General features: G+C 38.1%; 15 protein-coding genes. 12 read left to right on the forward strand and 3 right to left on the reverse strand.

The genetic code is table 11. The features are described 5' to 3' along the window. The first annotated feature begins 1 nt into the window (after position 1). Positions 2–3709 carry a DNA-directed RNA polymerase subunit beta gene (gene rpoB, locus APRE_RS02370; protein ID WP_015777405.1) on the forward strand — a complete coding sequence of 1236 codons (3708 nt, stop codon included), beginning with the start codon at positions 2–4 and terminating at the stop codon, positions 3707–3709. An 8-nt stretch (positions 3710–3717) separates the two neighbouring features. Then, positions 3718–7284, forward strand: a complete 3567-nt coding sequence (gene rpoC, locus APRE_RS02375; RefSeq protein ID WP_015777406.1) for a DNA-directed RNA polymerase subunit beta' — start codon at positions 3718–3720, stop codon at positions 7282–7284. A 283-nt stretch (positions 7285–7567) separates the two neighbouring features. Here the strand turns inward: rpoC and APRE_RS02380 are convergent, their stop codons facing one another. Then, the gene (locus tag APRE_RS02380) at positions 7568–8692 is read right to left on the reverse strand and encodes an aldo/keto reductase (protein ID WP_015777407.1); all 1125 of its coding nucleotides are present in this window, start codon (positions 8690–8692) and stop codon (positions 7568–7570) included. A 109-nt stretch (positions 8693–8801) separates the two neighbouring features. Between APRE_RS02380 and APRE_RS02385 the strand changes: the two genes are divergently transcribed. Further along, positions 8802–10088: a ClC family H(+)/Cl(-) exchange transporter gene (locus APRE_RS02385; RefSeq protein ID WP_015777408.1), complete on the forward strand. Its 1287-nt coding sequence runs from the start codon at positions 8802–8804 to the stop codon at positions 10086–10088. A 64-nt stretch (positions 10089–10152) separates the two neighbouring features. Here the strand turns inward: APRE_RS02385 and APRE_RS02390 are convergent, their stop codons facing one another. Further along, positions 10153–10542, reverse strand: a complete 390-nt coding sequence (locus APRE_RS02390; protein ID WP_015777409.1) for a PH domain-containing protein — start codon at positions 10540–10542, stop codon at positions 10153–10155. A 130-nt stretch (positions 10543–10672) separates the two neighbouring features. Here APRE_RS02390 and APRE_RS02395 point away from each other — a divergent pair, with 130 nt between their 5' ends. Then, positions 10673–12013, forward strand: coding sequence for an MATE family efflux transporter (locus APRE_RS02395; RefSeq protein ID WP_015777410.1), 1341 nt, complete (start codon positions 10673–10675; stop codon positions 12011–12013). A 113-nt stretch (positions 12014–12126) separates the two neighbouring features. On the opposite strand, the gene tpx is transcribed toward APRE_RS02395, so the two are convergent. Next, the gene (gene tpx / locus APRE_RS02400) at positions 12127–12627 is read right to left on the reverse strand and encodes a thiol peroxidase (protein WP_015777411.1); all 501 of its coding nucleotides are present in this window, start codon (positions 12625–12627) and stop codon (positions 12127–12129) included. Positions 12628–12908: 281 nt separating this feature from the next. Between tpx and APRE_RS02405 the strand changes: the two genes are divergently transcribed. From APRE_RS02405 to tuf, 8 genes are all read left to right on the forward strand, one after another. Beyond that, on the forward strand, positions 12909–14498 hold the full coding sequence (locus tag APRE_RS02405; protein ID WP_015777412.1) for an alpha-glucoside-specific PTS transporter subunit IIBC: 1590 nt from the start codon (positions 12909–12911) through the stop codon (positions 14496–14498). A 46-nt stretch (positions 14499–14544) separates the two neighbouring features. Further along, a complete protein-coding gene (locus tag APRE_RS02410; RefSeq protein ID WP_015777413.1) occupies positions 14545–15873 on the forward strand; it encodes a 6-phospho-alpha-glucosidase in 1329 nt (442 codons plus the stop codon). 116 nt (positions 15874–15989) lie between these two features. Next, on the forward strand, positions 15990–16664 hold the full coding sequence (locus tag APRE_RS02415; RefSeq protein WP_257005699.1) for a MurR/RpiR family transcriptional regulator: 675 nt from the start codon (positions 15990–15992) through the stop codon (positions 16662–16664). Further along, positions 16651–17391: a MurR/RpiR family transcriptional regulator gene (locus tag APRE_RS02420; RefSeq protein WP_245941897.1), complete on the forward strand. Its 741-nt coding sequence runs from the start codon at positions 16651–16653 to the stop codon at positions 17389–17391. Before APRE_RS02415 ends, APRE_RS02420 begins: the two co-directional genes overlap by 14 nt. Positions 17392–17715: 324 nt before the next feature. Continuing rightward, positions 17716–18123, forward strand: coding sequence for a 30S ribosomal protein S12 (gene rpsL, locus APRE_RS02425; RefSeq protein WP_004834930.1), 408 nt, complete (start codon positions 17716–17718; stop codon positions 18121–18123). Between the two features lie 120 nt (positions 18124–18243). Continuing rightward, on the forward strand, positions 18244–18714 hold the full coding sequence (gene rpsG, locus APRE_RS02430) for a 30S ribosomal protein S7 (RefSeq protein WP_015777416.1): 471 nt from the start codon (positions 18244–18246) through the stop codon (positions 18712–18714). 14 nt (positions 18715–18728) lie between these two features. Next, positions 18729–20801 (forward strand): elongation factor G, encoded by a 2073-nt coding sequence (gene fusA / locus APRE_RS02435; RefSeq protein WP_015777417.1) that lies wholly within the window; start codon positions 18729–18731, stop codon positions 20799–20801. 18 nt (positions 20802–20819) lie between these two features. Then, a complete protein-coding gene (gene tuf, locus APRE_RS02440; protein WP_015777418.1) occupies positions 20820–22016 on the forward strand; it encodes an elongation factor Tu in 1197 nt (398 codons plus the stop codon). Positions 22017–22279: the final 263 nt, after the last annotated feature.

The following is a 22279-nucleotide window of genomic DNA, read 5'->3' on the forward strand; positions in this document are numbered from 1 at the left end:
AATGGCCCAATTCCATGAACAAATGTATGGAAGAACTAAGAGAAAGAGTTTTTCCAAATTTCCTCAAGTATTAGATTTACCAAATTTATTGAAAGTTCAAAAAGATTCTTACGAATGGTTCCTTAAGGAAGGTTTGGGAGAAATCCTAGAAGATATTTCTCCAATTGAAGACTATAATGGCAACCTAATTCTAGAATTTATCGGTTATGAATTTGATGAAGAAACAAAATATTCAGTAAAAGAATCCAAATACAAGGATGCGACCTACGCAAGAGATTTAAAGGTTAAGGCAAGACTTATAAATAAGGAAACAGAAGAAGTTAAAGAGCAAGAAGTCTTTATGGGAGACTTCCCAATGATGACAGATTCTGCTACCTTTGTTATAAATGGTGCCGAAAGAGTTATAGTAAGCCAGTTAGTTAGATCTCCTGGTGTTTATTATGCAGAAGAAACTGACAAGAGTGGGGATAAGATGTATTCTTCAACTGTCATCCCTAACCGTGGTGCGTGGATTGAGTTTGATACAGATGCAAGCCACACAGTAAATGTTAGACTTGATAGAACAAGAAAACTACCTGCAACAACTCTCGTTCGTGCGCTTTTATTCGAAACAGACGAAGAAATCATCAACGCTATCGGAGATACCAAACATTTGAGAAATACCCTAGAGAAGGAAAACTCAGAGACTGCAGATGAAGCTTTGATAGAAATTTATAGAAAATTAAAACCAGGGGACCCTGCAAGTGTTGAATCTGCAACAAACTTAATCAACAATCTCCTCTTCGATGATAGAAGATACGACCTTGCTAAGGTTGGTAGATACAAATACAACCTTAAGCTTGCCCTAGCAGACAGAATCGAAGGACTTGTATCTAAGGATGATGTTATAGATCCAGAAACTGGAGAAGTTTTCGTATCAGCAGGAGAAATTATCGACGAAGAAACAGCCAAAGCTATAGAAAATGCTGGTATTGTTACAGTTGATGTAATAAAAAAAGACGAATACGAAGAAGATAAGACCCTTAGGGTAGTTGGAAATAACTTTGTAGACTTTAACTCATTTGAAGAGCTAAAAGATGTCGATGTTACAGTTGATGACTTCAGTGAAAAAGTATACTTCCCAGTTATGAAAGAGATAATCGAAGAGGCAAATAGCCCAGAAGAAATCAAATCTCTAATGGAGAGAAGGAAGAAAGAGCTTTGCCCAAAACACATCACTAAGGCTGATATACTCGCTATAGTTAACTACCAATTCAACCTCTTTGAAGGAATTGGCTATGTAGACGATATCGACCACTTAGGTAATAGACGTGTTAGAGGAGTTGGAGAACTTCTACAAAACCAATTTAGAGTAGGGCTTGCTAGAATGGAAAGAGTTGTTCGTGAAAGAATGACAACCCAAGATCCTGACCTTGCAACTCCACAAGGCTTAATCAATATCAAGCCAGTAACAGCTGTAATCAAAGAATTCTTTGGTTCATCCCAACTTTCCCAATTCATGGACCAAACCAACCCAATGAGTGAGCTAACTCATAAGAGAAGATTATCTGCTCTTGGACCAGGTGGTTTGTCAAGAGATAGAGCTGGTGTTGAGGTCCGTGACGTGCACGATTCTCACTACGGAAGAATCTGTCCAATAGAGACTCCAGAAGGACCAAATATCGGACTAATCACTTCCCTTACAACATACGCAAGAGTAAACAAATATGGATTTATAGAAACTCCTTACAGACTTGTTAAGGAAGGTGGTTATGTAACTGATGAGATTGACTACCTAACAGCAGACATAGAAGATAACTTTATCATAGCCCAAGCCAACGAGCCACTTGATGAAAATGATAGATTCGTAAACGAAAGAGTATCAGGACGTGGTATTAAGGGTGAGAATGATATCTACCCAAGAGAGAAAATCCAATACATGGACGTTTCTCCTCAACAGATCGTATCTGTTGGAGCAAGCCTCATACCATTCCTTGAAAACGACGACTCAACCCGTGCCCTCATGGGTGCCAACATGCAACGTCAGGCAGTTCCACTTATTAAGACAGAAGCTCCAATAGTTGCGACAGGTATCGAGCACAGAGCAGCTAAGGATTCAGGTGTTTGTGTTGTATCTAGGTCAAAGGGTGAAGTTGTTTATGTCGGAGATGATCACATCAAGGTCAAAAGGGCTAGCGATGGAGAAATCGAAGACTACGAGTTACTCAAATTTGAAAGAGCCAACCAAGGAACAACCATCAACCAAAGACCAATTGTTAAAAGAGGAGATAAGGTTGAGGCTAACGAAATCCTTGCAGATGGACCATCTACAGACAATGGAGAGCTAGCCCTAGGTAAAAATATCCTCATAGCCTTTACAACATGGGAAGGATACAACTTCGAGGATGCTATGCTTCTTAATGAAGAGCTTGTAATGGACGATGTCCTTACCTCAGTTCACATAGAAGAGCATGAGTGTGAAGCGAGAGAAACTAAGCTTGGAGCAGAAGAGATCACCAAGGATATACCAAATGTCGGCGAAGATATGAAAAAAGATCTCGACGAAAATGGTATTATCAGAATCGGTGCAGAAGTTAAAAGCGGAGATATCCTTGTAGGTAAGGTATCACCAAAGGGAGAGACTGAACTATCTCCAGAAGAAAGACTTCTACGTGCAATCTTCGGTGAAAAAGCAAGAGAGGTACGTGATACTTCCCTTAAGGTTCCACACGGTGAAAGCGGAATAGTAGTTGATGTCAAAGAATACAACAAGAAAGATGGAGACGAACTTGCTCCAGGTGTAAACAAGGTAATAAGAGTATATGTCGCTGCCAAAAGAAAGATCATGGTGGGAGATAAGATGTGCGGTCGTCATGGTAACAAGGGTGTCGTTTCAAGGATTCTTCCAAGAGAAGATATGCCATTCTTACCAGACGGAACACCTCTACAAATCTGCCTAAACCCACTTGGTATCCCAAGCCGTATGAACCTTGGACAGGTACTTGAAGTCCACATGGGTCTTGCAGCAAGAACAATGGGCTGGAAGATTGCTACACCAGTATTTGATGGTGCACTTGATACAGAAATCGAAGAAGTCCTAGAAGAAGCTAAAAAGACAGCTCCATATGTAAATAAGACAGGAAAAATAACTCTTCGTGATGGTAGAACTGGTCTTCCATTCCAAAACCCAGTAACAGTTGGAGTAATGTATATGCTTAAGCTCCACCACATGGTAGAAGAGAAAATCCACGCAAGATCTATTGGACCTTACTCACTAGTAACCCAACAACCTCTTGGTGGTAAGGCACAATTCGGTGGACAAAGATTCGGAGAGATGGAAGTTTGGGCCCTAGAAGCCTACGGTGCAAGCCACACCCTCCAAGAAATCCTAACAGTTAAGTCAGATGACGTTACCGGAAGAGTTAAGACCTATGAATCAATCGTTAAGGGAGAAAATATTCCTGAACCAGGTACACCAGAATCCTTCAAGGTTCTTGTAAAGGAACTTCAATCCCTTGCCCTCGACGTAGAGCTACTCGATGAAGAAGGCGAAGTAATCGAACTTAAGGAGAATATCGACGAACAAGATAGATTTTCTCAAGTAGATAAGATCGATGCTTCTAAGGTTAAGAGTCTAACTAGAGCCCTAAACAAGGACCCAGAGACAAAGACTAAGGTTACAAGCAAGGCAAAAAGCGAAGATAGTGACGATGAGAATATAGAAGAATAGGGGAGTAAATGAGCGAATTAAACCAATTTGATGGGATGAGGATGAAGATCGCATCCGCTGAAAAAATCAGATCATGGTCTCACGGCGAAGTTAAAAAGCCAGAGACAATCAACTATAGAACCCTAAAACCAGAAAAGGACGGACTTTTCTGTGAGAAAATATTTGGACCAACCAAAGACTACGAATGTTCTTGTGGTAAATACAAGAGAATCAGATACAAGGGCGTAGTTTGTGAAAAGTGTGGGGTAGAAGTGACAAAGTCCAAAGTACGTCGTGAAAGAATGGGCCATATCGAGCTTGCAGCTCCTGTAAGCCACATTTGGTACTTCAAGGGAATACCATCCAAGATGGGACTTCTCCTTGACATGAGCCCAAGAGTACTAGAGAAAATCCTATACTTTGCTTCATATGTTGTAATCAACCCTGGTTCAACAGACCTTATGGAAAAGCAAGAAATCTCTGAAAATGAATACCAAGACGTCCTAGAAGCTTATCCAGACGATACAGAATTTAAGGCTGCTATGGGAGCTGAAGCTGTAAAAGAGCTTCTAGCTAATGTAGATCTTAAGAGAGAATACGAGCTTCTCCTAAAGGAACTTGACGAATCAACAGGCCAAAAGAAGGTAAGAGTTTCAAGAAGACTAGAAGTAGTAGATGCCTTCCTTACAAGCGGCAACAAGCCAGAATGGATGATTCTAGATGTCCTTCCAGTAATGCCACCAGAATTAAGACCAATGGTCCAACTTGAAGGTGGAAGATTTGCAACAAGTGACTTAAATGACCTTTACAGACGTGTTATCAATAGAAACAACAGACTAAAGAGACTCCTAGATATAGGAGCTCCTGAAATCATCGTTCGTAACGAGAAGAGAATGCTTCAAGAAGCAGTCGACGCCCTAATCGATAACGGAAGACGTGGACGAGCTGTAACTGGAGCATCTAACAGAAACATGAAGTCCCTATCTGACTTACTTAAAGGAAAGAGCGGTAGATTTAGACAAAACCTACTAGGTAAGAGAGTTGACTACTCAGGTCGTTCTGTAATCGTAGTAGGACCTGACCTTAAGTTTAACCAATGTGGACTTCCACAAGAGATGGCCCTTGAGCTTTTCAAACCATTTATCATGAACAAGGTAGTAGATTGTGGTATGGCTCACAACCTAAAATCTGCCAAGAAAATGGTAGAGAAAAAAGACCCAAGAGTCTATGAAATCCTTGAAGAAGTAATCAAAGACCACCCAGTTTTACTAAACCGTGCCCCTACACTTCACAGACTTGGTATCCAAGCCTTTGAGCCAAAGCTTGTAGCAGGTAAGGCTATGAAGCTTCATCCACTGGCATGTAACGCCTTCAACGCCGACTTCGACGGTGACCAAATGGCTATCCACTTGCCACTATCTAATGAAGCACAAATCGAAGCAAGACTACTTATGATGTCAACTAACAACATCTTAGGTCTTAAAGATGGTAAGCCAATTACCACTCCTTCCCAAGATATGGTACTAGGTGCCTATTACCTAACTACTATCAAGAAGGAAGCTAAGGGTGAGAATATGACCTTCGAGTCTTACGATGAGATGATGAAGGCCCTAGAAGCAGGCTATGTAGAATATCAAGCCAAAGTTAAGGTAAGAGTTAAGAAGAGCAAAGACGATCCAGGTAAAATCGTAGAATCTTCTGTAGGTAGATTTATCTATAACTCAGGTATTCCACAAGACTTGGGTTATGTAAATAGAAAAGAAGATCCATATTCACTAGAGATTGACACAATAGTAGATTCTGGAACTCTAAAAGATATAGTCGATAAATGCTTTAGAAAGCACGGAAACATAAAGACTGCAGAAGTACTAGACTACATCAAACAAACAGGATATAAATATTCAACCCTATCAGGACTTACAGTATCCATGTCAGACGTAAATATTCCAAAAGAAAAATGGGATCTTATTGCTCATGCAGATGCTGAAGTTGATAGATACGATAAGCTCTACAGAAGAGGTCTAATAACAGATCAAGAAAGATATGAAAAAGTTATAGACATCTGGGGTAAGACTACAAATGATGTAACTGACGCCCTTCTTACAGAGCTTAAGTCAGATAATAACATCAAGATCTTTGCCGACTCCGGTGCCCGTGGTTCTACTAACCAAATCAGACAGCTAGGCGGAATGCGTGGACTTATGAGTCAGGCCGATGGTAAGATCATAGAAATTCCTATCAAGGCGAACTTTAGGGAAGGACTTTCAGTACAAGAGTACTTTATCTCAACCCACGGTTCACGTAAGGGTCTAACAGATACCGCCCTAAGAACAGCCGACTCAGGATACCTAACTAGAAGGATGGTAGATATTTCCCAAGACGTTATAGTTACAGAAGATGACTGCCATACAGATGGATATGTTGTAGCTCACGAGTTTAAGGACGGAAACGAACTTATAGAAAACCTACAAACAAGAATTATCGGTAGAACATCTTTCGAAGAAATCAAAGATGAAAGTGGCGAAGTTATAGTTCACAAGGATGAGCTAATAGACGAGGACATGGCTGATAAAATAATTGATGCAGGTATCAAGGAAGTTAAGCTTCGTTCAGTTCTCGAATGTAAGGCAAAACATGGAGTATGTGCAGCATGTTATGGTAGAAACCTTGCTACAGGCAAACACGTAAATGCAGGTGAGGCTGTAGGAATCATCGCTGCCCAATCAATCGGTGAGCCTGGTACTCAGCTAACCATGAGAACCTTCCACTCCGGTGGTATCGCAGGCGTTGGAATCACCCAAGGTCTTCCAAGAGTTGAGGAGTTATTCGAAGCGAGAAAGCCAAAAGGACTTGCCTACATCGCAGAAAACTCCGGTACAGTAACTCTTATCCAAAACGAAAAGAAGACAGACGTAGAAATCCTATCAGACGACGGATTTGCCAAGAAATACAACATCCCATTCGGATCTAGAATCCTTGTAAGAGATGGCGATGTGGTAAGAAAGGGTGACCAACTAACAGAAGGATCCCTTGATCCACACGATGTATTGAAGGTTCTAGGAAAAGTCGGAGTCCAAGACTACATTACAAAGGAAGTCCAAAAAGTATACAGACTTCAAGGTGTAGAGATCGACGATAGACACATAGAAGTAATCGCTCGTCAAATGCTTAAGAAAGTTAAGATTGAAGAGGCTGGAGATACAGAGTTCCTACCAGGATCCCTTCAAGATAGACGTGAAGTCGATATAGAAAACGAAAAAATGATAGAAGAAGGAAAAGAAGCAGCAACATATAGCCAAGAGCTCCTTGGAATCACCAAGGCTTCCCTTGCTACAGAAAGCTGGCTATCAGCAGCATCCTTCCAAGAAACAACCAGAGTCCTAACAGATGCCTCAATCAAGGGCAAGGTCGATGACCTCAAGGGACTTAAGGAAAATATCATCATAGGTAAGCTAATCCCAGCAGGTACGGGACTTAAGACTTACAATGATGTAGAAATCGACTACGAAACAAAAGAAGCAGAAGATGCACAAATAGCAATGAACATAGAAGCTATCGAAAAAGAAGCTGAAAGCGAAGAAGCTATACAAAAATAAAACTAAGGCCCGAGCAATCGGGCTTTTCTTGTGGGCAATTTTAAATTACTTCTTTGTAATAGTAAAAAATAATTTTATAATTAGATTGAATTTCCTATCTTTACGGACCAAGTAATCTCAAGCCTAATTGAAAGAAATTTAAAAATAAAGTATTAATGATAAAATATTAATTTGGAAAGTTTGTAGATGGATTTAGTTTCATTAAGAATATTGAAGTTTATAAAGAGAATAAAATTTCAATGAAAAAACTAAGCCAAACTTTTAAGTCTAGCTTAGTTATATCTTATGCCAAATACTCATCAGCCTCTTTGAGACCTTTGATTATTTCTAGGTTTTGTGGGCAAATTCCTTCACATTTACCACATTCTATGCATTCAGTTGGGCTAACTCCTTCTTCTAGATAATCTTTGTATTCCTTTCTGGATTTATCAGCTTCATCATAGAGATAGGCTTTGTTCCATAGGCCAAAGACCTTTGGTATGTTAATATCAACGGTGCATGGAAGACAGTATTCACAAGCAGTGCAGCCTATACGCTCACGGCTTTTGTATATGGCCCTCGCCTTTTCGTAGAAGTCCTCGTCTTCTTTTGCTAGAGAATTATAGTCGGTTGTGCTAGCCATCTCTAAGTTTTCCCTAACTTGGTCTATATCATTCATTCCAGATAGGACAGTCATTACATTATCAAGACTTAGAGGAAACTTCAAAGCTTCTTGGGCAGGGGATAGGTCGGTAAAGTCCTTAAGCATATTCCTTAGCTCTTCTGGAGGATTGGCAAGCCTTCCGCCCTTAACGGGCTCCATTATAACTACAGGGATTCCCATTTCCTTGGCAAGCTCATAACCCTTTAGGCCTGCTTGGTAGTCTACATCGAGGTAGTTGAGTTGGATTTGGCAGAAGTCCCAGTCATAGGCCTTGATGATTTCTTCAAAGGCTGGATATTCGTCATGGAAGGAGAAGCCAACATGTTTTACGATTCCTTTTTCTTTGATTTCTGTGAGAAAATCTAGGACTCCAAGCTCTACTACTTGTCTAAATCTTTTTACATCGAGAGAATGGAGGAGGTAGAAGTCTAAGTGGTCTGTCCTTAAATTTTCCAATTGCTCGTTTAATAATTTGTAAAAGTCGCCCCTTTCCTTGACAAGCCAACAAGGTAGCTTAGTAGTAAGCTTAATCTTGTCACGGAGCTTGTTTTCTTCTAGAAATTCTCCGATAAATTTCTCACTCTTTCCGTCATGATAAGGATAAGCTGTGTCAATATATGTAAGTCCATTATCGATTGCTTCTAGTATGTCTTTGGACGAAGCTTTCTTATCAATCTTTCCATTATCGCCATCAATTGTCTTAAATCTCATACAACCAAAACCAAGTCGTGAGATTTTTTCTCCATTTAAGTCGAAATATTTCATAAACACTCCTTTTATTTATATATCCATTGTAACATATAATAATTTTTAGACATAGAAATATTTCAATAGAAGGCTCGACTTTGATATAATAGAAGAGAAGGAGGAATTTATGAGAAAAGCAAAATTAAGATATTCCTACAAGTCAAAGGAATTGTCTACAATTCTTTCGTTCGTATTGACTGGTATTATAGTTGGACTTGCTATAGGATTTTTTAAAAAAGCCATAGGCTTTGTGTCTGCTAGGATGATATACCTAATATCATTAGTTAAAGACAGACCAATATATGCCCTTGGAATTATCATTTTATTTATAATTATTGGAACAATTATTTATTTCTTATCTAAAAAAGATCCGAATATCAATGGATCTGGTATTCCTATCATATATGGTATGCTAGATAATGAGTTTACAGTAGATAGCCCTAGGACCCTAATTAGAAAATTTATCGCAAGTACCCTAGCTATAGGATCAGGACTAACCCTAGGTAGGGAAGGCCCATCCGTCCAAATAGGAGGTCTTATAGGAGATATAGTACACAAGATTAGCAAGTCAAAGGAAAATAAGAGATACTTTATTGGATCAGCTGCGGGAGCTGGAATCGCCGTAGCCTTTAACGCTCCAATTGCAGGAATGTTATTTACAGTAGAAGAGATATTTAAAAAAACTGACAGGAAAGTATTTTTATCAACGGCCATTACAATATTTACAGCAATAATAACAGCAGATATTGCCTTCGGTAACCACCCAGCTCTACTTGACGTTCCAAACTTCGAAGTCATGCACTTATCTATGATTGGAATCTTGATAATTCTGGGAATCTTCGTAGGCCTATCGGGAGTCTTCTTCAATTACTGTGTAATTGGTTCTAAGTCTGTCTATAAGAAGATAAATATTAATCCCTACATAAAATACCTAATCCCTTTTGTAGTAACAGCAATTGTCTTGATGATAGACATAGACCTATTTGCATCAAGTGAGGACTTTATCTTTCTTGCTACTAAGGGTGAGACGAGTTTGCTTAAACTTATCATATTTTATTTTATGAAAATATTTCTCCTAAGCTTAGCCTTTGGAGCAGGAGTTTCAGGAGGAAGCCTAGTTCCACTTCTAGTAATTGGTTCGCTTGTAGGTAACATTGTAGCTACAAGTCTAGTTATGGCAGGACTCCTTGATCCATCATTTATATTTGTCTTTAGTATCCTAGGCATGTGCGGCCACTTCTCAGCTATAGTAAGAGCTCCAATCACAGCTATTATTCTAGTCCTAGAAATGACCGGAGGAGCCTTCGAATACTTACTAGGAATATCAATAGTAAGCCTAATAGCTTACAGCATAGCAGAAATATGCAAATCCAAACCATTTTATGAACATTTGTATGAGTTGATGCTTAAGTAAAAAGAAAAAGTCTAACTACATTTAGGTGAAGTTAGACTTTTTAATTCTTTGGTTAACATTAATTCTATAAAATAAACTCAGAAATAGTTTTAGATATTTCTATGATGTCTACTCCTTTTTTAAAGTCGAAAGATAGTTTGTTTCCGTCGTTAAAGGCTATTATCAGCTCGCTGTCTATATCGAGCATGCCTGCAGTTTCTATTCCGAAGTATTGGATTTTGGAGTAGGGATAAGAGATGTAGGCTATCTTTTTACCGGTGATTCCTTGAACATTTATTACGAAGATTCTTTTTGTAGTAAAGATTATCTGGTCTCTTATTGTTTCAAAGGCCTGGATTATAGCTTCGTCTTTTAGGAGAAAGTTAATTACTTCTTTTCTTACATTTTCTATATTTATTTCTTTGAGATTGAAGGTGTTAGAGTCACCTATGATTCCACTTCCTATTGTTGACATATGTCCTCCTTTTGCTTTGTTTATTTTATGATATCACTTTTTATTAAATTTTAAAATTAGTATTTATTTTAGTAGATTTTTTCAAAGCTTATCATATATTGATAGAAGTTAGAAATTTTTGAGGTGGTATATGGATCATTATTTAACTAGTGATACTCCATCAAAGGCAATTAGCAAGTTCGCTCTGCCTATGGTGGTTGGATCTTTATTTCAACAAATTTATACCTTGGTCGATTCGGCTGTAGTTGGTAAGTACGTGGGGGAGGCTGCTCTTGCTTCTATAGGGGCAAGTTTCGCCCTTACTACTATTTTTATTTGCATTGGAGTAGGCGGTGGGGCTGGAGCTTCGGTTTTAATTGCAAGATACTTTGGATCACGAGATTACAAGAGGATGAAGACTGCGATTTTCACTTCTATGATAGGATTTTTAGGTCTTTCCCTTGCTCTTTCCGCTTTTGGATTGATTTTTTCTAAGAAACTTATGGCCCTTCTTCAAACACCTAGTGAGATTTTGGATATGGCAGTCTTATATCTTAATATTTATTTTTATGGCCTGCCATTTTTGTTTATGTACAATATCATATCGGCTCTTTACCAGGCTCTTGGAGAATCAAAGATTCCCCTATATTTTTTGATTTTCTCATCGATTTTGAATGTGATATTAGATGTATACTTTGTAAGAGATTTGGGAATGGGTCTTGCTGGAGCTGCCTACGCTACTCTACTTGCCCAGGGGATTTCGGCTGTTTTTTCATTTTTTGTTTTTCTTAGGAGAATTGAGAAAATCGAAACAGAAAAAACTAGAATTTTTGATAAAACAGAGTTAGGGCTTATTTCTAGGCTTGCTATTCCTTCTATTGTCCAACAATCTACCGTTACTATAGGCCAGCTTTTGGTTCAATCTGTTGTAAATTCCTTTGGGGTAGAGATTTTGGCTGGTTTTTCTGCGGCCATTAGAGTAGAAAGCCTTATAATTGTACCGATAACAAGTCTTGGTAATGCTATATCTTCCTATACTTCACAAAATGTAGGGGCAAAGAGACTCAACAGATTAGGTCAAGGGCTAAGGGCATCACTGATTATGGTAGGCATATATTCCTTCTTGGTTTTACTTGTTTTAAAAATCAAGTCAGCTGATATAATTTCCTTTTTTATGAATGAAAATTCGTCAGACCTTGCTATAAAAACTGGAGAGGCTTATCTAGCTTTCATAGGATTTTTCTTTGTGTTGGTAGGATCTAAGCACTGTGTGGATGGGGTTTTGAGGGGCCTAGGAGATGTGAGAGTTTTTACTCTTGCGAATATTATCAATCTATTTATAAGGGTGAGTCTTTCTATGACCCTTGCCCACAAGATAGGTGTCGAGATGGTTTGGTATGCAGTTCCTCTTGGTTGGATAACGAATCTTATTATTTCTAGCTTTTATTATTCTTATATAAAAAAGAGAGATTATGAGCTTATTTTCAAGTAAAAAAACGCCTTAGCAAGTTTTACTCCTTGCCAAGGCGTATTCATATTTATCTATTAAATCAAGTAGGGTGATTTCTAATCTTTATTTCGAGATCTTTCTACTTGGTCTTTCAGTTAAACTAATTTTTTAACTTCTTCTAAAGCAGCTTCGAAGTTTACTTCGTTAGTTACTTCTGGAACGTATTCAACGTATTGGATTACTCCTTCTTTATCGACTACAACTATTCCTCTTGTTAGTAGCTTTAGTTCATCGATTAAGAAACCATATTTATCTCCGAATTCTCTTTCTTTGTAGTCAGATACCATTTCTAGGTTTTTGATATCTTCGTTTGAGCAAAATCTTGCTTGAGCGAATGGTAAATCTTCTGTGATTGTAACAATAGCTACGTCATCAGAAAGTTCTAGGGCATCTTTGTTGAATTTCTTCGCTTGAAGAGCACATACGTCTGTATCTAGGGATGGTGCTACAGAATAAACTACAACTTTTCCTTTTAGATCTTCTGAGTTAAATTCTGAAAGATCATTTTTTGTTGCCTTAAATGCTGGCGCCTTGTCGCCTTTTTTTACTTGAGTTCCTAAAAGTGTTACTTTATCTCCTGCAAATGTAATAGTCATGTTTTCCTCCTAAGTTATACAAATTTTACAAGTTATAACTTTTAACATATATATTATACCCAAATTTTATTAAAAAATTATGTGATTTCTCTTTGTTTAAAAGATAATAATAATCTTTAATAGGGTAAATAGGTATTTTCGGGGAATGTGAAATTTCACAAAGTATGTAAAAATTATCAAACACTGACACAAATCCCTAAAAATAGGGCTTTGTTGACAATTTTTCTGTGAAGGAATATTATATAAACATAAGATAATACGTTTTCAATAGGAGGAGAACCATGAAAGAAAAAATTCAAAGATTTGGTGGAGCGATGTTCACACCTGTAATGCTTTTTGCAGTTTCAGCTCTACTAATTGGTTTTGGTACTTTGTTTACTACTGAAGTAATCATGGGACCAATGGCCAGTGAAGGAACAATCTGGTTTGGATTTTGGGACATGGTCTTATCAGGAGCTTGGGTAGTATTTAATCAATTGCCATTATTATTTGCAATCGCCCTACCGATAGGACTTGCCAAAAAGCAAAATGCCAGGGCCAGCATGGAAGCATTTGTAATCTACATTGTCTTCCTAAATTATGTTTCAACAATTCTTAAACATTGGGGAGAAACATTCGGTGTAGACTTCTCACAAGAGGTTGGTGGAGCAAGCGGTCTTGCAATGATTGCAAATGTTAAAACCCTTGATATGGGAATGATGGGAGCTTTGTTAATATCTGGTATTGCAATTTATCTACACAATAGATTCTTCGATACTAGACTACCAGAGGCTTTGGGAGTTTTCAAAGGTTCATCCTTTGTATTAGGTATTGGATTTATAGTAATGATTCCAGTGGCTTTCCTAGCGGTTTTAATCTGGCCAAAGATTCAAGCAGGAATGAATGTATTTAGAGACTTGATCTTAGGATCTGGAACAGTTGGTGTTGGAATATTTGTTCTTTTGGAAAGACTTCTTATTCCATTTGGTCTTCACCACTTACTATATGCACCAATGTTCTATGACTCTTTGGTTGTTCCTGGTGGAATTTATGCTTACTGGGCACAAAATCTTCCACAAATTGCAGCAGCCACAGGATCATTAAAGGAAATCGCACCTTACGCTCAACTTACAGCGACAGGTTGGTCTAAGATCTTTGGATGTGTCGGTGTAGGACTTGCTTTCTATAAGACAGCTCGTCCAGAAAACAAGAAGAAGATAGCTGGTCTTATGATTCCAGTTGTACTTACTGCTATCCTAAGTGGAGTTACAGAACCAATCGAGTTTACCTTCCTCTTTATAGCACCACAACTATTCGTAGTTCACGCAGTTCTTGCTTCAATCCTTGCTATGGTGATGAATATTGCTGGAGTTGTTGGAGTTTTCTCTGGTGGAGTTATCGAGATGGCATCCCTAAACTGGATACCACTTGCGGCAAATCACTGGAAGACTTATCTCATAATGCTTGTGATTGGACTTGTTGCAATAGTAGTATGGTATTTAGTGTTTACCTTCCTAATAACAAAGTTTGACTTTAAGACACCAGGTAGGGCTGTCACAGAAGATGCTAACAAGCTGTATACAAAGAAGGACTACAAGGCTAAGAAGAAGGAAGAAGGAACTGAAGGTAAAATAGTAAAATCTGCAGATAAGTTTGAAGTTATGGCTGATGAAATTCTAGAAGGTTTAGGTGGAGCCGAAAACATCAAAGACTTTACCAACTGTGTAACAAGACTTAGGGTAAATGTCAACGATCCTTCAAAGGTTGCAGATGATTCATACTTTAGGGAAATTGGAACTTATGGTACTGCCAAGAGTGGAAATTCTGTTCACGTTATAGTAGGAATGGATATCCAATATGTAGCAGATGCCTTTGGCGAATTATTAGATTAGAAAAGTTAATTAGTTAAGAAAGAAATTAATATAAAAGGAGTTAATTATGACACAAAAATATTCAATCGTTGTAGCTGGTGGTGGTTCAACATTTACACCAGGAATTATCGGAATGCTTCTAGATAACCTTGATAGATTCCCAATTAGATCTATCAAACTTTACGATAACGACGCAGATAGACAAGGCGTTATCGGTAAGGCACTAGAAATCTTACTAAAAGAAAGACACCCAGAAATCAACTTTGTCTACACTACAGATCCTGAAGAAGGATTTACAGATGTTGACTTCGTTCTAGCTCAATTAAGAGTTGGTAAGTATGAAATGCGTGATAGGGACGAGAAAGTTCCATTAAAACACGGATGTATCGGACAAGAAACATGTGGACCAGGAGGACTATCTTATGGTATGCGTTCAATCGGTGGAGTACTTGAAATCCTTGACTACATGGAAAAATACTCACCAGATGCATGGATGTTAAACTACTCAAACCCTGCAGCAATCGTAGCAGAAGCTACTAGAAGACTAAGACCAGATTCTAAGATTATAAACATCTGTGACATGCCAATTGACTTAATGTACAAGATGGCAGACATGGTTGGCTTAAAAGAATGGCAAGAGCTTGACTTCTCTTATTACGGTCTAAACCACTTCGGTTGGTTTACAGCAATCTCTGATAAGGAAGGAAATGACCTAATGCCACAAATCAAAGAGCACGTTTCAGTTAACGGCTTTGCTGATGGTATAGGAACAGCCCAACACCTTGATCCATCATGGGTTGAGACATTCACAAAGGCAAAAGACGTTTATGCCCTAGATCCAGCAACAATTCCAAACACTTATCTAAAATACTACTTCTACCCAGACTTCGTAATGGAGCATACTGATCCAAACCACACAAGAGTTGACGAAGTTCGTGAAGGAAGAGAAAAAGATGTATTTGGTTTCTGCCAAAATATCATTGATAAGGGAACAGCAGAAGGAGTTGAAATCGAGCTTGATGCACACGCAACCTACATCGTAGACCTTGCTATTGCACTTGCAGAAAACACAAAGGAAAGATTCCTTCTTATAGTTGAAAACAACGGAGCTATTCCAAACTTTGACCCAACAGCAATGGTAGAAATCCCATGTCTAGTTGGTAAAAACGGAATCGAAAGAATCAACCAAGGAGCAATTCCACAATTCCAAAAAGGCCTAATGGAACAACAAGTATCTGTAGAAAAACTTGTAGTTGAAGCTTGGATTGAAGGAAGCTACCTAAAGATGTGGCAAGCTCTAACACTTTCTGCAACAGTACCAAGTGCGAAAGTTGCCAAAGAACTTCTTGACGATCTTATAGAAGCAAACAAGGACTTCTGGCCAGAACTTAACTAATTAAGGGAAAGTTAGTAATAGAAAAACCTAGTAATATAAGAAAAATCTCTACTTAGCGTATAATAAGCTTAGTAGAGATTTTTTTGTGAGGTGATATTATCAGTTTAGAAAAACTTATAAGGGAAAATGAAAACCAATTTACCCAAACAGACTATGTGATTGCTAATGAGATATTAAAAAACGGCCTTAATTACAATCTTACAATCAATGAATTTGCAAGTATCTGCTATACATCGAGGACCTCTGTCCTAAGATTTGCCAAAAAGCTAGGATTTAATGGTTATAATGACCTTAAATACTACATACTAAATGACAAAGTCGATATTGTAACAAGCTCTGCTACAAGTTTCGATGCGAAAAAGGAGTTGATCTATAAGAAACTAGGAAAAGTAAAAAGAGCCTTTATCTACGGCAATGGGGCCTATGAAGATATAATTAAAGATTCGGTCAAAAGACTGCTTTTTGATGTAGGGATCCTATCAGAAACCTATGCAGGAGCTAAGGAGATAGTGGCCTTCGATAGAGAAATGCTTGAAGATTGCTTAGTAGTGATTGTGGATTTCTCCAAGGATGTAAGAAGCGAAGAATTAATGTTTCAGATTGCCTCAATCCCTTGCATAAAATTAATAGTAGGAAGCGAGTATAAGTCTATGACAAAAAGTGACTATAATATCTTTCTAGCTGAAGAAGAAAGAGAAGTTAGGCTAATAAGCCCCTATATAATAGAACTAGAGAAGTTTTTTACAGAATTTCTAGAAAGGCAAAGTAATGATATTGATGAACTTAGTTAGGGAAAATTATTCTAAGCTCAATAATAACGACCTTAGAATATATTCCTACATAATCCAGAATAAGAGTGAGGCTAACGAATTAAATATCAATCAAATGGCAGATGAGTTAGGTCTTAGCACAAGTTCCATAATGACTTTCACCAAAAAGCTCGGCCTCGACGGTTATAGCGAACTTAAATATCTTATCAAATGGAGCGAAGAAGATAAGAATTCTTCCTTTGATGATAATGAAATAGAATACACTAAAAATGACATCAACCTAACAATGACCATGATGAGTTCCCTAAATCTCGATGGCTTATTTAGGAAAATAAACGAAGCTAGAGACATATTTGTCATTGGAAATGGCTATACTCAACTAAATGTGGCAGAAGAGCTTAAGAGAAATTTCCTAAACGTTGGCAAAATTCTTGATATTCTAGACCAGGACTCCGACTATGAGAGATATAAAGGTCTCATAAAAGAAGGAGATGTCCTCTTTGTCATATCCTTTAGTGGAGAGAATGAGAAGTTGATTGATTTTATAAAATCTCTTAAAGAAGATGTAACGATAGCATCTATTACCAAATTATCCAACAACACCATATCTTACCTATCTGACTACAATATATCATTTGTAACTCACGAAGTCTACGACTTTAATCAGAGGATGACAATAACGCCAATATCACAATATTATATCGTGATTGATTTTATAATTCTAAAATACTTATCCTTTATATCTTAAATAAGAGAGAAAGCCTGCAAATAGTTTACATATGTATTTAAGCTAGGCTTTCTCTTAATGTGTTTGTATTTCATTATGAAAATTTGATTTTCACACACTAAAAGTAAAATCACCTATAAATTATCAATCTTATATAAGAAAAATAAAGTCGCTTGCCGATAGATTCATAAAAAATTAAATAATCTATTTAATAGATAAAATATTGAAGGAAAAGTCTAGAAATATAAGGATTTTACTTGACAAAAAAGTAATAGACGTGTAGAATATTGAAGAATTGGCATAGATTGCCAATTATTTAAATTATAAAAGAAAAGGAGGTGCATTATGCCTACAATTAATCAACTTGTTAGAAAAGGTAGAAAGAGCGAAAAATCTAAATCAGATACACCAGCTCTAGGTTACAACTACAACACACTAAAAAGTAGAATTACACCAAACCAATCACCACAAAAACGTGGAGTTTGTACATCTGTAAGAACTGTAACACCTAAAAAGCCAAACTCAGCGCTAAGAAAGATCGCCAGAGTTAGACTTACAAACGGGGCTGAAGTACTATCTTACATTCCAGGAATTGGACACAATCTTCAAGAACACAGTGTTGTATTGATCAGAGGTGGAAGAGTAAAAGACCTTCCAGGTGTTAGATACCACATCATTAGAGGTACTCTAGATACAGCAGGAGTAGACGGAAGAAAACAAGGAAGATCTAAATACGGAGCTAAAAAAGCTTAATATTTAGCAAAATAAGTGCATAATGTACCTATTTATATACAAGGTATATGTGCACACTGACGGCAAGAATTTGTCGAGTACTCAAGATATTACACATAATTGGTAAAGGAGGGAAGAAAAGTGTCAAGAAAAGGACATATACCAAAAAGAGAGGTAATGCCTGATGCTAAGTACAACGATAGAGTTGTTACTAAGCTAATCAATAACGTAATGTTAGATGGTAAGAAAGGCCTTGCTACAAAAATAGTTTATGATGCTTTCGACATCATTGCAGAAGAAACTGGCAACGATGCACTAGAAGTATTCTATCAAGCTATGGAAAATATAATGCCAACACTAGAAGTAAAAGCCAGAAGAATTGGTGGTGCCAACTACCAAGTACCAATGGAAGTTAGACCAGAAAGAAGACAAACACTAGCTCTTAGATGGCTCGTAAACTTCTCAAGAGCTCGTGGTGAAAAAACTATGGTGGAAAGACTATCTAAGGAAATCCTAGATGCTTCAAACAACGCTGGTGCAGCAGTAAGAAGAAAAGAAGAAATGCACAGAGCAGCTGAAGCAAACAAAGCTTTCGCACACTATAGATACTAGAAATAGGGGGACAAATGAAAAGAGACGTCTCATTAAAGGACACCAGAAACATAGGTATCATGGCCCACATAGACGCTGGTAAGACAACTGTAACAGAAAGAATGTTATACTATACCGGTAAGATCTATAAAATTGGTGATACACATGATGGTACTGCAGTAATGGACTCCATGGAACAAGAAAAGGAACGTGGAATCACAATCGGATCTGCAGCTACAACATGTTATTGGAATGATCACAGAATCAACATCATAGATACCCCAGGCCACGTGGACTTTACTGTAGAAGTAGAAAGATCACTAAGGGTACTAGATGGTGCTGTTGCACTATTCGACGCTAAAAGCGGTGTAGAACCACAATCAGAAACAGTTTGGAGACAAGCTGATAAGTATGACATCCCAAGATTTTGTTTTATTAACAAAATGGATGCTACAGGTGCTGACTTCTTCATGGCTGTTGATACAATCAAAGATAAACTTAAAGCAAACGCAGTTCCAATAGAAATTCCAATAGGTGCAGAACAACAATTCGAAGGAGTAGTTGATCTTGTAACAATGGAATCTGTAACATACAACACTGAAGACTTAGGTGCTCACCCAATTAAAGGTGAAATCCCAGCTGAACTTGTTGAACAAGCAGAAGAATACAGAGCTAACCTTCTTGAAGAACTTTCAGAAATTGATGATAACATCATGATGAAATACCTTGAAGGAGAAGAAGTTAGTGAAGATGAGATCAATGCTGCAATAAGAAAAGGAACAATTGATAAGAAGATATTCCCATGTCTATGCGGATCAGCTTACAAAAACAAGGGTGTACAAGCACTTCTTGATGCAATTGTAGCTTACATGCCAAGTCCAGAGGATGTTCCAGCAATTGATGGTACAGATCCTAAAGATGATTCAATCGTTCTAGAAAGAAAACCTGGAGATAACGAACCACTAGCTGCACTTGCATTTAAGGTTGTAACAGACCCATATGTAGGTAAGCTAATTTATGTAAGAATCTACTCAGGTACAATTAAATCAGGTTCTTACATCTACAATGCTACAAAAGGCAAGAAAGAAAGAGTTGGACGTATTATGCAAATGCACTCCAACAAGCAAGAAGAAATCGAAGAAGGATTTTCTGGAGATATCGTAGCCCTACTAGGACTAAAAGATACAACAACAGGAGATTCCCTATGTGACCAAGATAACCCAATTATCCTTGAAAACATGGAATTCCCAGACCCAGTAATCTCAGTTGCTATCGAGCCAAAAACTAGAGCAAGTCAAGATAAGATGATCGTAGGACTTCAAAAACTTGCAGAAGAAGATCCAACCTTCCAAACTAGATCAGATGAAGAAACAGGTCAAACAATCATCTCTGGAATGGGTGAGTTACACCTTGAAGTAATCGTAGACAGACTCTTAAGAGAATTCAAGGTAGAAGCTAACATCGGTAACCCACAAGTAGCATACAGAGAATCTATCACTAAAGAAGCTGAAGCACAAGGTAAGTTCGTTAGACAATCCGGTGGTTCAGGACAATACGGTGATGTTATTCTTCAAGTTATGCCAGGTGAAGAAGGTGCTGGAATTACATTCGAATCCAAGATTGTCGGTGGTGCAGTACCAAAAGAATACATCAAACCAGTTGAGGCAGGTGTAAGAGAAGCTGCAGCAAGCGGAATCCTTGGTGGCTACCCAATGGTAGACATCCATGTAATCCTAGTAGATGGTTCTTACCACGAAGTCGACTCATCAGAAGTTGCCTTCCACGTTGCAGGAAGCATGGGCTTCAAGAACGCTGTTGAAAAAGCAGGTCCAGTTCTACTAGAACCACTTGAAAAGGTAGAAATTACAACACCAGATGAATATCTTGGAGATGTAATGGGAGATGTTTCATCAAGAAGAGGTAAGATTGATGGAATGAACCCTAAAGATGGAATTCACGTACTTGATGCATTTATTCCACTATCAGAAATGTTTGGATATGCAACAGACCTAAGAAGTAAAACTCAAGGTAGAGCGACATATTCAATGCAATTCGACCACTATGCACAAGTTCCAGAATCAGTTAAAGAACAAGTATTAGATAAATAATTAATATAGGAGAATATAATGAGCAAACAAACATTTGAAAGAAGCAAACCACATATTAATATTGGTACAATCGGCCACGTAGACCACGGTAAAACAACAACAACAGCAGCAATCACTCAAGCCCTAAACAAAAAATACGGTACAGGTGAATACGTAGACTACGAACACATCGATAAGGCTCCAGAAGAAAGAGAACGTGGAATCACAATCAACACATCTGTAGTAGAATACGAAACAGAAAACAGACACTATGCCCACATCGACGCTCCAGGCCACGCTGACTACGTTAAAAACATGATCACAGGTGCAGCACAAATGGATGGTGCTATCATCGTAGTATCTGCAGCAGACGGTCCAATGCCACAAACAAGAGAACACATCCTACTAGCAAGACAAGTAGGCGTTCCAAAAATCGCAGTATTCCTAAACAAAGAAGACCAAGTAGACGATCCAGAACTAATCGAATTAGTAGAAATGGAAATCAGAGACCTACTTTCAGAATACGACTTCGATGGAGACAACGCTCCAGTAGTAGTAGGATCTGCTCTTAAATCACTAGAAGAAGGCGGAGAAGGCCCATGGTCAGACAAAATCCTTGACCTAATGGCACAAGTAGACGAATACTTCGACATCCCAGAAAGAGACAACGACCAACCATTCCTAATGCCAGTAGAAGACGTAATGACAATCTCAGGACGTGGAACAGTAGCAACAGGAAGAGTTGAAAGAGGAACACTAAAAGTTGGTGATACAGTAGAAATCGTAGGACTAACAGAAGATACAAAAGAAACAGTAGTAACTGGAGTAGAAATGTTCCACAAATCACTAGACCAAGCAGAATCTGGAGATAACGTAGGACTACTACTAAGAGGAGTAACAAGAGATCAAATCTCAAGAGGACAAGTACTAGCAAAACCAGGTTCAGTAAACCCACACACAGAATTCGAAGGTCAAGTATACGTACTAACAAAAGAAGAAGGTGGACGTCACACACCATTCTTCAGTGGATATAGACCACAATTCTTCTTTAGAACAACAGACGTAACAGGAGACATCGAACTAGAAGAAGGCGTAGAAATGGTAATGCCAGGAGACAACGCAACATTCAAAATCACACTCCAAAAACCAATCGCTCTAGAAGAAGGACTAAGATTCGCTGTACGTGAAGGTGGAAGAACAGTAGCATCTGGAGTTGTTACAAAGGTAATTAAGTAGTCCCAACATGTTAGGGTGGAAAATGCGAAAGCATTTTTCATTTTCGAGATGAAGCGAAGCTGAGTCCGAAAAACTAAGCGAGAGGGTCACGAAGTGGCCTTCGAGAGGATATAATGTTAGGGTGGAAAATGCGAAAGCATTTTTCATTTTCGAGACGAAGCGTAGCTGAGTCCGAAAAACTAAGCGAAAAGGTCATGGAAATGACCTTTGAGAGGATATCATGTTAGGGTGGAAAATGCTAAAGCATTTTTCATTTTCGAGAC

The organism is Anaerococcus prevotii DSM 20548 (assembly GCF_000024105.1).
GTDB lineage: Bacteria > Bacillota > Clostridia > Tissierellales > Peptoniphilaceae > Anaerococcus > Anaerococcus prevotii.

Coding starts and splice junctions, on each gene's coding strand:
- rpoB (WP_015777405.1), top strand. CDS start 2: ATGGCCCAATTCCATGAACAAATGTATGGAAGAACTAAGAGAAAGAGT.
- rpoC (WP_015777406.1), top strand. CDS start 3,718: ATGAGCGAATTAAACCAATTTGATGGGATGAGGATGAAGATCGCATCC.
- APRE_RS02380 (WP_015777407.1), bottom strand. CDS start 8,692: ATGAAATATTTCGACTTAAATGGAGAAAAAATCTCACGACTTGGTTTT.
- APRE_RS02385 (WP_015777408.1), top strand. CDS start 8,802: ATGAGAAAAGCAAAATTAAGATATTCCTACAAGTCAAAGGAATTGTCT.
- APRE_RS02390 (WP_015777409.1), bottom strand. CDS start 10,542: ATGTCAACAATAGGAAGTGGAATCATAGGTGACTCTAACACCTTCAAT.
- APRE_RS02395 (WP_015777410.1), top strand. CDS start 10,673: ATGGATCATTATTTAACTAGTGATACTCCATCAAAGGCAATTAGCAAG.
- tpx (WP_015777411.1), bottom strand. CDS start 12,627: ATGACTATTACATTTGCAGGAGATAAAGTAACACTTTTAGGAACTCAA.
- APRE_RS02405 (WP_015777412.1), top strand. CDS start 12,909: ATGAAAGAAAAAATTCAAAGATTTGGTGGAGCGATGTTCACACCTGTA.
- APRE_RS02410 (WP_015777413.1), top strand. CDS start 14,545: ATGACACAAAAATATTCAATCGTTGTAGCTGGTGGTGGTTCAACATTT.
- APRE_RS02420 (WP_245941897.1), top strand. CDS start 16,651: ATGAACTTAGTTAGGGAAAATTATTCTAAGCTCAATAATAACGACCTT.
- rpsL (WP_004834930.1), top strand. CDS start 17,716: ATGCCTACAATTAATCAACTTGTTAGAAAAGGTAGAAAGAGCGAAAAA.
- fusA (WP_015777417.1), top strand. CDS start 18,729: ATGAAAAGAGACGTCTCATTAAAGGACACCAGAAACATAGGTATCATG.
- tuf (WP_015777418.1), top strand. CDS start 20,820: ATGAGCAAACAAACATTTGAAAGAAGCAAACCACATATTAATATTGGT.